A 13,486-nucleotide genomic window follows, 5' to 3' on the forward strand; every position below is an offset into this window, starting at 1 on the left:
ATCTCTGCTCACCCCGGCCAGGGCAGGGAATAGGTTTTGACATTTGTGAAGAACTTCATCGCTTCGATGACGCCTTCCTTCACCCCGTTGCCCGAATCCTTGATGCCGCCAAACGGGCTCATCTCGATCCGGTAACCGGGCTGCTCCCAGATATTGCAGGTCCCCACGTTCAGCCCGTTGATATAGGCAATCGCGCGGTTCAGGTCGTTGGTGCACACGCCCGAGCTCAGGCCGAACTGTGTGCCGTTCGAGATGCGCATCACCTCCGCATCATCGTCCGGCACCCGCACGATGGGCACGATCGGGCCAAAGGTCTCTTCCATCACCAGTTCGCTGTCATGGGGCACGTGATCCACCACGATGGGCGGCAGCAGGGCGCCCTGACGGCCCGGATGATAGAGGATCTTGGCCCCCTGTTCCTCGGCCATGTAGACGCGCTTTTCAAACAGCTCCGCCGCGGCTGCATGGATCACACAGCCCAGCTCGGTCTCCGGGTCCTGCGGATCGCCGAACCGGATCGCTTTCGCCTTTTCCAGCACTTTCGGCACAAAGGCATCGGCCACGCTCTCCTGCACCAGAATGCGCTTGATCGCGGTACAGCGCTGGCCCGAATTGCCCGTCGCACCCGCCACCGCAATCGTCGCGGCGCGGTCCAGATCCGCGTCACTCAGGTCATTGCAGATGATCAGCGGATCGTTTCCACCCAGCTCCAGTGCCTGCCGCTTATAGCCCGCCTTCGCGGCGATCAGCATCCCAACCGGCACGCCACCGGTGAAGGTGATGATGTCGATATTGTCGTTGGTGATCATCTCGTCGCCAATATCCCCCGGCAGCCCCGTGACCACCTGGAACATCTCCGGCGGCAGCCCGGCCTCGTAAAGGATATCCGCCAGCGCGATACAGGTCAGCGGTGTCAGCTCGGTCGGCTTGCAGACCATGCAGTTATTCGTGGCGATGCTCGGCGCGATCTTGTGGCTCACCATGTTCAGCGGATGGTTGAACGGGGTGATCGCGCTGATCGCGCGCACCGGCTCTCGCATCGTGTAGATCTTGCGCTGCTTGCCGTTATGGGTCAGGTCGCAGGAGAAGATCTCGCCATCATCCTTCATCGCCTGCGCCGCGGCAAACTGATAGACATCCTGCGCCCGCTTGGTCTCGTAAATCGCGTGCTGGTGGCAGATGCCCAGCTCCAGCGTCAGCCATTTCGCCAGCCACTCGCGCTTTTCGCCGATCAACTCGCCCGCGCGGGTCAGGATCTGGCTGCGCTCGTACCGGCTCAGCTTCGGCTTGTAATTGGCCGCGATCTCAAAGGCGCGGCGCGCATGGCTCGCATCGCCTGCCGGCACCGTGCCCACCACCTCCTCGGTATAGGGATAGAGGACCTCAACCACATCGTCGGTAAAGACCACCTCGCCACCAATGCGCATGCCTTCGCGGCGAATCTCCGTCTGAGCCATCTTGTTCATGCAGGCACCTCTTCCAGCGCTGCGGCCTGCGCCGCGTAGTAGAACGCGTCGAAATTGCGCAAACTGGGCGCATTCGGCAGATCCAGCACCCGGTTGCAGATGAACGGCACCTCCTGCTCGGTCAGCCCGCCATGGCTGCGCAGCGGTTCCTTGAGCGCGGCCAGATCATGCCGGTGCGCCGACGTGCCGATGGTCATGTTCTCGGTCGAGATCATCACGATATCGCCAATCCGGTCGCCCGGCAGCTCGAACCGCTCCATCGCGGTTTCCTTATCCACCACTTCAAGGATTTCCGGCAGGGCCGCAACCTTTGCTATGATCTCCGCGCGGTCCGCACCCTCGGGCAGATAGCAGGTGGCAAACGAGCCCAGCGCGCCGTGATGCACCACATAAGGATCGGTGATCGGCAGGATCACCCGCGCCGCGGCCTCGCCCAGCCACTCATCCATCTTGTCCTGCATATAGATCACCGCCGGTTCGCCATTCGCATCATGCTTGGGCTTCATGCCGTGATCCGCGGTCACCACGATGGCCGCGCCCAGGGCATCCAGCTCGCCCAGGTAACGATCGAACATAGCATAGAAATCCTTGGCGCCCTGCTCATCAGGGGCAAACTTGTGCTGGATATAGTCGGTCGTGGACAGATACATCACATCGGGCTTCCACTCTTTCAGGAGCTTCACGCCCGCCGCGAAAACGAACTCGCTCAGCTCTGACGAATAGACCTCCGGCACCGGCATGCCCAGCCATTCGCTGGCATTGTCGATCCCGTGCTCGGCCTTCGTGGTCTCGCCCGACCGTTCCGAGGAAAACGCCACCGCGCGATCCTCGTCGAACTTCAGCCCTGCCCCCAGAAGCGCGCGCAGCTTGTCCTTGGCCGTGACCATCGCCACCCGTGCGCCCGCCTCGTAATATTTCGAAAAGATCGTCGGCGCGCGCAGGAAGCGCACATCGTTCATCATCACTTCCTCGCCGGTGTCCGGATCATAAAGGAAGTTGCCGCAGATCCCGTGCACCGCCGGCGGCCGCCCCGTGGCAATGCTGAGGTTGTTGGGGTTGGTGAAGGACGGGATCACCGAATGCGCCAGCCGGTCCGTGCCGGTCTCGCGCATCGCCTTGAGGTTCGGCATCAGCCCCTCGGCGATGGCAACTTCCAGGTACTCCGGCTCGCAGCCGTCGAGGCAAATCGCAATCGCGCAGGTCTTGGGCACGGCATAGGTGCGGTCATTGGCGACAACAGGGGTAGAAATCGTCATATCAGTCAGTCCTTTCAGCCGCCTCACGCGGCCAGTTTCTTGCGTTCTTCCAGCGCTTCGGCTGGCGGGGCGGCGCTCTCCACCCCCATATCCTTCAGCGCGGCGCGGGCGGCCTCGACCACCTTGCGCATCACATGCGCGTCCATCTGCCCGATGCAGCCCACACGGAAACTGTCCACCACGGTCAGCTTGCCCGGATAGATGATGAACCCTTGCGCCTTCATCAGCTCATAAAAGCGCGCGAATTCAAACTTCGGATCGGCGGGGCAGAAGAATGTCACGATGATAGGGCTCAGCCAGCGATCGGCCAGCAGGGTCTCAAACCCCAGGCCGCGCATCCCGGCCACCATCACATCGCGGTTTTCGGTATAGCGCGCTCCGCGCCCTTCGACGCCGCCCTCGGCCTCGTGCGCCTTGAGCGCCTCGATAAAGGCCGCGACCACATGCGTGGGCGGGGTAAACCGCCATTGCCCGGTCTTTTCCATCGTCGCCCATTGCGCATGCACATCAAGGCTCAGCGAATGCGAGTTGCCCCTGGCCGCCTCGATCTCGTCCTTGCGGGCAATGACAAAGCCAAAGCCCGGCACGCCCTCGATACATTTGTTGGCGCTGCTCACCATCGCCGTATAGCCCAGCTTGCCCGCATCGAGCTCGACCGCGCCAAAGGCCGACATGCTGTCAATCAGAAGCTTACGGCCCGCCGCACGCGTGGCCTCCGCGATCTCCTCCACCGGGTTCAGAATGCCCGAGGAAGTCTCGCAATGAATGGCCAGAACATGGGTAATGGCCGGATCATCGGCCAGCGCCTGCGCCACTTCGGCACCGCGCGGGGGCAGGTAATCGCCCTTGTTGATCAGGGTAAAGGCCCGGCCCAGATACTCCATCGTCTGCGCCGCGCGCAGCCCATAGGCGCCATTGGCCAGCACCAGAACCTTGCCATCCTTCGGCACGAAAGAGCCCAGCATCGCCTCAACGCAATAGCTGCCCGACCCCTGGATCGGCACGCAATCATTCGCGTCCGCGCCCGTACCCACCAGCGCCAGCAAACGGCTGCGCAACTCGCGCGTCATGGCGCGGAAATCGTCATCCCAGCTGCCCCAGTCGCGCAGCATGGCCTGCTTGACCTCATACGCGGTGGTCAGCGGCCCGGGGGTCAGAAGGTAAGGCTCCCCAAGGCGGGGCGCAGGAAGAGGCGGTTTTTCGGTGCTCATGGGGTCATCCTCCCGGAAGGGTCTCTGACGGGATATGCAGATAAGTCTCGCATATGTAAAATCTCTATTTTATATTGATCCATAAGATAAAACGATACCTGGTCCCCCGATGCGCCACAGCCAGCTCCGCGCCTTTCACCACGTCGCCCTGCATGGCGGCTTTTCCCGCGCCGCCGAGGCCCTGCATCAGACGCAGCCCGCGCTCTCGGATCAGGTGCGCAAACTGGAACAGGCGCATGACACGCTTCTGTTTCACCGCGACCGCCGCGAGGTGCGCCTGACAGAGGCCGGCGAGGGCCTCTTTCGCCTGACCCGCCAGTATTTCGAACAGGAAGGCGCCATTGCCGATTATCTCAGCCAGTCGCGCGCCTCGGTGCATGGCACGCTGCGCATCATCGCCGACAGCGCCCTGCATGTCACCGACGCGCTGCGCCGGTTTCAGGCGGCGCATCCACGGGTCTCCGTCCTTCTGCAAACCGGCAACACCGCCGAAGTGCTGGCCCAGCTGCGCAACTACGACGCCGAGGTGGGCGTCGTCGGCAATCTCGATCCGGCACCGGACCTGATCCCCCGGGAGCTTTCGCGCTCTCCGATTATTGCCATCGCCGCAAAGGGGCTTTTGCCCAGGGGCGTCACCTCGCTGACGCTGGCCGAGCTGCGCGACTGGCCGCTCGTGTTCCGCGAATCCGGCTCGCATACGCGGCTCGCGCTCGAGGAAGAAGCCGCCCGCCGCCGCCTGCCCCTGCGCCCGACCATCACCGTCGATGGCCGCGAGGCGATGCGCGAGGTCGTGGCCTCCGGCACCGGGCTCGGCTTTGTGTCGGAAGCAGAGTTCGGACAGGACAGGCGGCTGGTGAAAGTGCCGATCACCGATCTGAACGCCGAAATGACCGAAACGCTCGTGCATCTCGGCATGCGCGCCGACGTGCCGGTGATCCGCGCGTTCCTGCGCAGTGTCGAAGAGGGCTGATGATGCGCGCCGTCACGGCGACGGGCATACGGTGCGTGCAAGCACGCACCCTACGGCGTGATTGGTAGGGTGCGTGCTTGCACGCACCTTATGCAGGCCCCTTCGCCTCACCTCCTGCCAAATTGTTGAGTGTTTCTCAAAACCGCGCAAATCAAGAAAACAAATTCAAACATTATCCCACATTATTCCACAAACCGCTTGATCTGTGCCGCGAATCTGGATTTTCTGCCTCTGCCAAGTCTGAGGGAGAGCACCCGCGTGCAGCACCGCCGCAATATTCTGTTCATCGTCATCGACCAGCTTCGCGCGGATTGCCTGACCGGCGCCCTGGCGGATCATGTGGATATGCCCCACCTGCAATCCCTGCGGGACGAGGCGCTGACCTTCGCCAATCACTACTCGGTCTGCAACCCCTGCGGGCCCTCGCGCGCCTCCATGCTGACCGGGCAATATGCCATGAACCACCGCGCCGTGCGCAACGGCACGCCCCTGCCCGCCGACACGCCCACGCTTGGCACCGAGCTGCGCGCCGCGGGCTACCTGCCGCTGCTCTATGGCTATACCGACAGCGCCCAGGACCCGCGCGGGCGCGCGCCCGATGACCCGGCGCTCACTTCCTATGAAGAGGTCATGCCGGGCTTTCACGAAGTGGTCGAAATGCGGCTGGAGCAATCGCACCCCTGGCGTGCCTATCTTGCTGTAAAAGGCTATGATGTCTCGGGCTTTCCCGACATTTTCCGCGCGCAGGGGCCGGATATCTGCGACCCGGCGATGTACCGCGCCGAGGACAGCGACACCGCCTTTCTCACCGACCGCTTCCTTGAGGATATCGCCACACGGGGCGCGGGCTGGTGCGCGCATCTCACCTATATCCGCCCGCATCCGCCGCTCGTCGCCCCGGCCCCCTACAACCGCATGTATGACCCGGCGACGCTGCCCGCTCCGCAACCCTGCGGCGACGCGCACCCGTTTCACACCTCCCTTGTGGCCACCAAACCCCCGTCCTGCATGCTCGACGGGCACCCGGACCTGCCCGACGCCCCGGAAAACATCGCCAAGCTGCGCGCGCTCTATCTCGGCCTCACCACCGAGGTGGACCACCATATCGGCCGCATCATCAGCTGGCTGAAGGAAAGCGGCCAGTATGACGACACGCTGCTGATCGTTACCGCCGATCACGCCGAATTGCTGGGCGATCACGGTGCCTGGGGCAAGATGAGCTATCACGACGCGGCCTACCACGTCCCGCTGATCATCCGCGATCCGCACGCTCCGGACCGGCATGGCCAGACCGAGACGGCGCTGACCGAATCGGTGGACCTGATGCCGACGATTCTCGATCTGGCGGGCCACCTGCCGCCCGACACGGTCGATGGCACAAGCCTCGCCCCGCTGCTCACCGGCCCCGCCCCGGCGGGCTGGCGCAGTCATACGTTCAGCGAGCTCGACTTCGGCGACCCGCTCACCCCGACCACCCTTCAAACCCGGCTGAACCTGCCTCTGACCGAGGCCAGCCTGGCCGTCCTGCGCAACGGCGCGCAGCGCCTGGTGCATTTTGCCGGGGGGCTGCCATCGCTCCTGCTGGAGGTGGACGAGACCGGGCAGAGCCGTGACATCACCGATCAACCGGGGGCTGAACAGGCCATTCTGCGGTTGTCACAGGCGATGTTAGACCACAGAATGCGCCATGCCGGGGGGCGCTTCAATCACACGATGATCACGCCCAATGGGCCGAAAAACGCCCCGCGGCATCAAAAAACGCCAGATCGCGCAACGCGGCTGGCCCAGGTTTCATGACCCGCCCGGGCTGTCATGAACCGGTCACAAAACCCGGGCAATCAGGGGCAGCCTGGCGTCATTCCCGTCGCCGATGCTCTGACGAGGCAGGATAAGGGAGGTACGAAACACTGGACAGCTTAACACGCGTTCCGGGCGAAAACTGGTCTTTGCAGATCGGGAATCTGGCCCTAACGTAGCCATTCGTTTGCGGCCTATGATCCGGCCACAGACACAACATTGGGAAACGGACCCCGCAGTTTGAAGTCCGACAACAGGAGAGACTATGAAAAAGTATCTTTTAAGCGGCGTAGCGCTACTGGCCCTTCCGGCAGCCGCCTATGCCAACTGCCCCGCCATCAGCGTGGCTGATATGCAGGGCGTCGCCCCCGGGGCCTTCCCGCAGCAATATGAGCTGGCCGAGTTCCAGGACGCCGCGGGCTGCACCATGGCGTTTTCGGAAAACCCCGACATCGCGGCGCTGAACGGCAAGATCGTCGGCAACCCCGACCTGCCGCCGCTGGCCGAGCGCCTGCCCGAAGAGCCGCTTGTCGTCGTGCCCTATGCCAGCATCGGCCAGTATGGCGGCACGCTCGATGTGCTGTCGAACGCGACCGAGGCCGGCACGTCCGACTTCCTGTCGGTCCGCCATGTCAACCTCGTGCGCTATTCCGATGACCTTCAGACCATCGTGCCCAACATCGCCAAGTCCTGGGAATGGAACGACGATTTCACCCAGCTGACCTTCAAGCTGCGCAAGGGCCACAAATGGTCGGACGGCGCGCCCTTCACCTCGGCCGATGTGAAGTTCTGGCATGACAACCTGATGCTCGACACCAACATCTTCGAAAAGCCCAAGGATTACGTGACCGTGGGCGGCGAAACGATGACCGTCGATGCACCGGACGAGACCACCGTCGTCTTCAACCTGCCGGCACCCAAGCCGGGCCTTCTGGCGCACTTCGCCACGCACTTTGGTCAGGGCTTCCAGCCCAAGCACTTCCTGGGTCAGTTCCACCCGGCGATCAATGCCGATGCGGACGCCTATGCGCAGTCGCTCGGATTTGAAAACGGCTATGACGCGATCAAGGCTTACTACGGCAACTCGGACTGGACGGACACGCCCACCCCGATGCTCTCGAAGCCTGACCTCGTGGGCGGCCTGCCCAAGCACACGCATCCCACGCTGGAAAGCCACATCTATATCGGCGACACCACCGAGGGCCGTCAGCTCGTGGCCAACCCCTACTTCCACCAGGTCGACCCGACCGGCCAGCAACTGCCCTATATCTCGGAGCAGGACGAGGTCTATATCAACGACAACGAGGTGCGTATCCTCAAGATCGTGAACGGCGAGGTCGACTACAAGTCGCAATCGCTGCAACTGGCCTCGGCCCCGATCCTGCTGGAAAGCCAGGAAAGCGGCGGCTATTCGGTGCAGCTCAAGCCTGAAATCACCATTGGTGCCTTCGGCTTCAACGTGACCCATGAAGACCCCGAAAAGCGCAAGGTCTTCGGCGACGTGAAGTTCCGCGAAGCGATGTCGCTGGCGATCAACCGCGCAGAGCTGAACGAAGTGGGCTTCTTCGGCCAGGGCACGCCGCAGCAATATGTCGGCTTCTCGCCCCTGCCTGAGTTTGCCGATCCGGCGATGCTCACCTACATGGCGGAGTTCGACAAGGCCGGTGCCATGGCGCGCCTCGATGAGCTCGGGATGGCCGACACCGATGGCGACGGCTTCCGCGAGCTGCCCAATGGCGACAAGCTGGTGCTGAACCTCAACTACTCGACCCAGGGCATTGCCGGTCAGACCGTCGAACTGGTCAGCCAGTACTGGGCCGATGTGGGCATCCAGTCGGTCGTCAAGGAAGTGACGCCGGATGAATACCGCTCGGCGCAATCGTCGAACAAGCTCGACGTTTCGATGTGGCGCAAAGGTCAGCCCGTGGCCATCGTGCTCGGCAATAACGAGCTCTGGGTGCCGCCGTTCGAGAACTACTTCGGCAACCGCAACGGCATGCTGTGGGCCGAATGGGTCGACAGCGATGGCGCCGCAGGCGTCGAGCCGCCGGAAGATGTGAAACAGCTCATCGCTGACATCAACGCCTTCCAGTCGGCTGACCAGTCCTCGGACGAATATGCGATGCTGGGCGCACGCCTGGTGGAGAACATGACCAAGAACCTGTTCTTCATCGGCACCGTGAATGCCCCGGCACCGCTCATTCACCACAACAACTTGAACAACTTCACCGAGTTCAAGACCCACAGCTATGAGTATTACCGGACCTACCCGTACCGGGCGACTCAGTGGTGGCTTTCCGAGTAAGCCTTTGCGCTTGCTTGACTGACCTCGTTCCGGGCGGACCGCTCTCGCCCGGAACACCCAATCACAAGGACGCGGGGACGAACCCGCGCCTCACGGACGACAGGGATCCCGGGGAATGCTGCAATTCGGCAAGTTTGTACTGACACGCGCTGTCATGGCGTTGATCACGCTGATCATCGTTTCGCTCGTCGTGTTCTCGCTCATGGAGCTGGTGCCAGGCGACTGCGCCGAACGCTACCTCGCCTTCAAGAACACCCAAGGCTCCTCGATCCAGATCGCCAACGAGCTGGAAGCCGAACGCATCCGCCTCGGGCTCGACCGGCCCTTCCTCGAACGCTGGGGCAAGTGGATCGTCGGCGCCTTCCAGGGCGATTTCGGCGATAGCTGCATCCTGCGGGTCAACATTGCCCAGCTTCTGGGCGACAAGTTCTGGCTGTCGCTGGCACTCTGCCTCTCGGCGCTGCTTCTGGCCTATGCCATCGCCATCCCGGTGGGCATCATCGCGGCTGCCTCCAGCAACGCCGCGCTCAACAACGGGCTGCGGCTCTTCTCCTATCTCGGGCTCGCCATGCCCAACTTCCTTCTGGCGCTGATGATCATGCTGATCGGCACCGTCTATTTCGGTGAGACGCTGACCGGCCTGTTCTCCAGCGAATACCGCGATGCGCCCTGGAGCTGGGACAAGATCGTGGACCTGATGAAACACGCCTGGCTGCCCATCTTCATCCTCGGCTGGTCGGCCACGGCCTTTGCCCTGCAAACCGTGCGCGCGCTGATGTCGGATGAGATCGGTAAGCTTTACGTGACCGCCGCCGCCGCGCGCGGGGTCTATGGCCGCCGCCTGCTGTGGCGCTACCCGGCCCGGCACGCGCTGGGGCCGATCGTCAACTCGCTTGGCTTCGACCTCAACCGCATCTTCAACGAGCTGCCCGTCGTGGCCCTGATCCTGATCCTGACCGACGCGGGCTATCTGCTTCTCGAAGCGCTGGCGCGCTCCAATGACCAGCAGCTTGCCGGCGCCATCATCTTCCTGCTCACGGCCTCCATCGTGACGCTGAACTTTTTGACCGACGTCCTGCTCGCGGTGCTCGATCCGCGCGTCCGCAAGAGCATCCTGAGGTAACCGACATGACAAGCCAGACCGATCCCCAGATCAACACCCCGCTGTCAGCCGAGGACCAGAAGGCGAAAGAGGCCTATTTCACCGCCTCACAGGGTCAGCTCATCTGGGCCCGTTTCAAGAAACAGCGCGCCGCCATGATCGCCGCCAGCGTGCTGTTGGTGCTGATCCTGTCGGGCATCTTCGCGCCGTTCCTGTCGCCCTACGATCCCACCATCGCGGGCAAGAACAAGGACTATACCAACGGCGCCCCCCAGATCCCGCAGTTCTGCGACAAGAACGGCTGTTCCCTGCGCCCCTTCGTCCACGCGGTCGAGCGTGAACGCTCCATGGCAACCAATTTCCGCTGGGTGACCCAGGTCAACGAAGACAAGCGCGTCTATGTCCATTTCTTCGTCGAAGGCTGGGATTACAAGCTCTTCGGCTTTATCCCGATGGACACGCATCTTTTCGGCACCAAGGCCGAAGGCGGCTTCGTGCATCTCTTCGGCACCGATGCGTCGGGCAAGGATATCTTCTCGCGCACGCTGCATGCCATCTGGACCTCGATGCAGGTCGGCACCATCGGCGTGTTCATCGCCTTCGTGCTGGCGCTGATCATCGGCGGCGTGTCGGGCTATTACGGCGGCTGGATCGACAGTATCATCCAGATGATCACCGATGCCGTCCGAACGGTGCCCCCGATACCGCTTTTCATGGCCGTCGCCGCCTTCATGCCGCCCGAAATGACGGCCGAGGCCAGGTTCTTCTACATATCACTCATCCTGGGCTTCATCGGCTGGCCCACCCTGGCCCGGCGGGTGCGCACGCACCTTCTGACCGAACGCAATCAGGAATACGTGCTGGCCGCCCAGCTTTGTGGCGCGCCCGCGGGCCATGTGATCCGCCGTCACCTGCTGCCCAGTTTCACCAGCTACATCATCGTCGATCTGGTCATCTCCTTTCCCTACATGGTGCTCTCCGAGACCGCGCTCAGCTTCATCGGCCTCGGCCTGAAGGACCCGGTCAACTCTCTCGGCGTCATGCTGCAAAACGTGACCAGCGCCGACGTGCTGCTGAACTACCAGTGGTATTTCATTCCCGTCATCTTCTTCATCGCCCTCGTGATGGCCTTCGTCTTTGTCGGCGACGGGCTGCGCGACGCGGCCGACCCCTATTCGGATAGCCACAAATGAGCGACCTGATCACAGTCCAGAACCTCACGCTGCAATTCCGCACCGACGAGGGCCTGATCACCGCGGTGGAGGATGTGTCCTTCCGCGTCCGCAAGGGCGAGGTGATGGGCCTTGTCGGCGAAAGCGGCTCGGGCAAATCCGTGACCGCCAAGGCGCTGATGCATCTCAACGCCAAGAACGCCGTCTACGCGCCTGAAAGCAAGATCATCCTGCACACCGATAATGGCGATATCGACGTGCTGAGCTTGCGCAAACCTTCCGACATGACGGTGATCCGCGGCGGGGCGATCTCGATGATCTTCCAGGAACCCATGGCCAGCTTCGCGCCGGCCATGACCATCGGCACGCAGATGATCGAACAGCTTCAGCTGCATTCCGACATGACCAAGAAACAGGCCCGCGACCGCTCCATCGAGATGCTCGACCGGGTGGGCATCTCCGACCCGCACAAGCGCGTCGACCAATACGCGTTCGAGCTCTCGGGCGGGATGCGCCAGCGCGCCATGATCGCCATGGCGCTGTCGACCAATCCGCGCCTGCTGATCGCGGACGAACCCACCACGGCGCTCGACGTGACGATCCAGGCCCAGGTGATCGACCTCATGCACGACCTGGTCAAAGAGTTCGACATGGGCATCATCTTCATCACCCATGATCTCGGCGTCGTGGCGCAGACCTGCGATTACGTCTCGGTCATGTATCTCGGCCGCCTGATCGAAAAGGGGCCGGTGCGCGAGGTCATCCGCGACCCCCGCCACCCCTATACCCAGGGTCTCATCGCGGCCCTGCCCAAGCTCGACGATCTCGACAGCCCGCTCACCCCGGTGCCGGGCGATATCCCCTCACCGCTGGAGCGCCCGCGCGGCTGCGTTTTCAACACCCGCTGCTCCAAGATCGTCGGCGTTCAGTGCTACTCCCAGATCCCCCCTGACCTGCGGATCGACCCGGTGCACCGCGTCTGCTGTCACATCTACACAGAGGAGGGCGTGGCATGAGCGACGACAATATTCTCATCTCCGCCCGTGGCCTCTCCGTGGGCTTCCAGATCGGCAAGGGGCTGTTTGACAAACGTGTGCTCAAGGCCGTCAACGGCGTCGACGTGGATATCGAGCGCGGCTCGTTCTTCGGCCTCGTCGGCGAAAGCGGCTCGGGCAAGACCACCCTGGGCCGCGCCTTTCTCAAGGCGGTCCCGATCACCGAAGGCTCCGCCTCCTACACCGATGGCGAGGTCAGCTATGACCTGACCACGCTCGACGGCGCCGATCTCAAGGATTACCGCAAACGCGCCCAGCTCATCTTTCAGGACCCTTACGCCGCGCTCTCCCCGCGCATGACCGTGCGCGACATCATCGCCGAGCCGCTCGAAGTCATGGGCCTCACCAAGACCCGCGAGGAAACCGACGCCCGCGTGCGCGAGATCGCCGCCAAATGCCGACTCAACCTCGAACACCTGCGCCGCTTCCCGCATGCCTTCTCCGGCGGCCAGCGTCAGCGTATCTCGATCGCCCGCGCCCTCGTGTCCGGGCCGAAATTCGTGGTGGCCGATGAAAGCGTCGCCGCCCTGGATGTGTCCATTCAGGCTGACGTGCTGAACCTGCTGAAAGAGCTTCAGCGCGACCTCGGCATCACCTTCATGTTCATCTCCCACGATCTCTCCGTGGTCGCCCATACCTGCGACCACGTCGCGGTGATGTATCTCGGCCGCCTCGTCGAAAGCGCCCCCACCCGGCAGCTCTTCGAGGCCCCGCGCCACCCCTATACCAAGGCGCTGTTCTCGGCGATCCCGTCGCTCGACCCCGATGACACCAAATCGGCCCAGAAACTCGAAGGCGAAATTCCCTCCCCCACCAATCAGCCGCCGGGCTGCAAGTTCCACACCCGCTGCCCCTTCGCCGTGGACCGCTGCAAGGTGGAAGAACCGAAGCTGGAACATGCCGATGGCACCGGTCACGAGGTCGCCTGCCACCGCTGGGTCGAACTGATGGAGCAACACGCGCTCTGACCCCGCCCCTGGCCTCTTGCTGGCGTAAATACTCAAAATACACGGCTCACCCGCAGCACCCCATCGCCAATCCCGCCGCCCCCTGTTCCGGGCGCGGGGTGGGCGGGCGGGCGCGCCCGGGACAGGGGGCATGAGACGGCCTGATCCTGTCGAATTTGCAACAAAATGTGTGTTTATGTTTGTT

General features: G+C 63.0%; 10 protein-coding genes. 7 read left to right on the forward strand and 3 right to left on the reverse strand.

The features are described from left to right. Positions 1-8 precede the first annotated feature (8 nt). From phnY to EI983_RS15855, 3 genes are read right to left on the reverse strand one after another with little or no spacing between them, the layout of a single operon-like run. Positions 9-1,466: a phosphonoacetaldehyde dehydrogenase gene (gene phnY / locus EI983_RS15845; protein ID WP_246162211.1), complete on the reverse strand. Its 1,458-nt coding sequence runs from the start codon at positions 1,464-1,466 to the stop codon at positions 9-11. Further along, complete coding sequence (phnA, locus tag EI983_RS15850; RefSeq protein WP_157708324.1) at positions 1,463-2,722, reverse strand: phosphonoacetate hydrolase; 1,260 nt, start codon at positions 2,720-2,722, stop codon at positions 1,463-1,465. Before phnA ends, phnY begins: the two co-directional genes overlap by 4 nt. A 23-nt stretch (positions 2,723-2,745) precedes the next feature. After that, positions 2,746-3,933, reverse strand: coding sequence for a 2-aminoethylphosphonate--pyruvate transaminase (locus tag EI983_RS15855; RefSeq protein ID WP_157708325.1), 1,188 nt, complete (start codon positions 3,931-3,933; stop codon positions 2,746-2,748). 109 nt (positions 3,934-4,042) lie between these two features. Between EI983_RS15855 and EI983_RS15860 the strand changes: the two genes are divergently transcribed. The 7 genes from EI983_RS15860 to EI983_RS15890 all read left to right on the forward strand — a co-directional run bounded on the left by EI983_RS15860 (position 4,043) and on the right by EI983_RS15890 (position 13,302). Then, positions 4,043-4,903: a LysR substrate-binding domain-containing protein gene (locus EI983_RS15860; RefSeq protein WP_157708326.1), complete on the forward strand. Its 861-nt coding sequence runs from the start codon at positions 4,043-4,045 to the stop codon at positions 4,901-4,903. A gap of 258 nt (positions 4,904-5,161) precedes the next feature. After that, positions 5,162-6,700 carry a sulfatase-like hydrolase/transferase gene (locus EI983_RS15865; RefSeq protein WP_157708327.1) on the forward strand — a complete coding sequence of 513 codons (1,539 nt, stop codon included), beginning with the start codon at positions 5,162-5,164 and terminating at the stop codon, positions 6,698-6,700. Between the two features lie 265 nt (positions 6,701-6,965). Next, positions 6,966-9,005, forward strand: a complete 2,040-nt coding sequence (locus tag EI983_RS15870; protein WP_157708328.1) for an ABC transporter substrate-binding protein — start codon at positions 6,966-6,968, stop codon at positions 9,003-9,005. Between the two features lie 115 nt (positions 9,006-9,120). Then, positions 9,121-10,128 carry an ABC transporter permease gene (locus EI983_RS15875; protein ID WP_157708329.1) on the forward strand — a complete coding sequence of 336 codons (1,008 nt, stop codon included), beginning with the start codon at positions 9,121-9,123 and terminating at the stop codon, positions 10,126-10,128. A 5-nt stretch (positions 10,129-10,133) separates the two neighbouring features. Further along, positions 10,134-11,300: an ABC transporter permease gene (locus EI983_RS15880; RefSeq protein ID WP_157708330.1), complete on the forward strand. Its 1,167-nt coding sequence runs from the start codon at positions 10,134-10,136 to the stop codon at positions 11,298-11,300. Next, entirely contained in the window at positions 11,297-12,295 is a 999-nt protein-coding gene (locus EI983_RS15885) for an ABC transporter ATP-binding protein (protein WP_198389320.1), read from the forward strand. The genes EI983_RS15880 and EI983_RS15885 overlap by 4 nt, the downstream gene beginning before the upstream one ends. Continuing rightward, a complete protein-coding gene (locus EI983_RS15890; protein ID WP_157708331.1) occupies positions 12,292-13,302 on the forward strand; it encodes an ABC transporter ATP-binding protein in 1,011 nt (336 codons plus the stop codon). The genes EI983_RS15885 and EI983_RS15890 overlap by 4 nt, the downstream gene beginning before the upstream one ends. Positions 13,303-13,486 lie beyond the last annotated feature (184 nt).

The organism is Roseovarius faecimaris (genome assembly GCF_009762325.1).
GTDB classification, from domain to species: domain Bacteria; phylum Pseudomonadota; class Alphaproteobacteria; order Rhodobacterales; family Rhodobacteraceae; genus Roseovarius; species Roseovarius faecimaris.

Bases quoted from the DNA above. Each gene is read 5' to 3' on its own strand.
- EI983_RS15860 (WP_157708326.1), top strand. From the start codon at position 4,043: ATGCGCCACAGCCAGCTCCGCGCCTTTCACCACGTCGCCCTGCATGGC.
- phnY (WP_246162211.1), bottom strand. From the start codon at position 1,466: ATGAACAAGATGGCTCAGACGGAGATTCGCCGCGAAGGCATGCGCATT.
- phnA (WP_157708324.1), bottom strand. From the start codon at position 2,722: ATGACGATTTCTACCCCTGTTGTCGCCAATGACCGCACCTATGCCGTG.
- EI983_RS15890 (WP_157708331.1), top strand. From the start codon at position 12,292: ATGAGCGACGACAATATTCTCATCTCCGCCCGTGGCCTCTCCGTGGGC.
- EI983_RS15870 (WP_157708328.1), top strand. From the start codon at position 6,966: ATGAAAAAGTATCTTTTAAGCGGCGTAGCGCTACTGGCCCTTCCGGCA.
- EI983_RS15885 (WP_198389320.1), top strand. From the start codon at position 11,297: ATGAGCGACCTGATCACAGTCCAGAACCTCACGCTGCAATTCCGCACC.
- EI983_RS15880 (WP_157708330.1), top strand. From the start codon at position 10,134: ATGACAAGCCAGACCGATCCCCAGATCAACACCCCGCTGTCAGCCGAG.
- EI983_RS15875 (WP_157708329.1), top strand. From the start codon at position 9,121: ATGCTGCAATTCGGCAAGTTTGTACTGACACGCGCTGTCATGGCGTTG.
- EI983_RS15855 (WP_157708325.1), bottom strand. From the start codon at position 3,933: ATGAGCACCGAAAAACCGCCTCTTCCTGCGCCCCGCCTTGGGGAGCCT.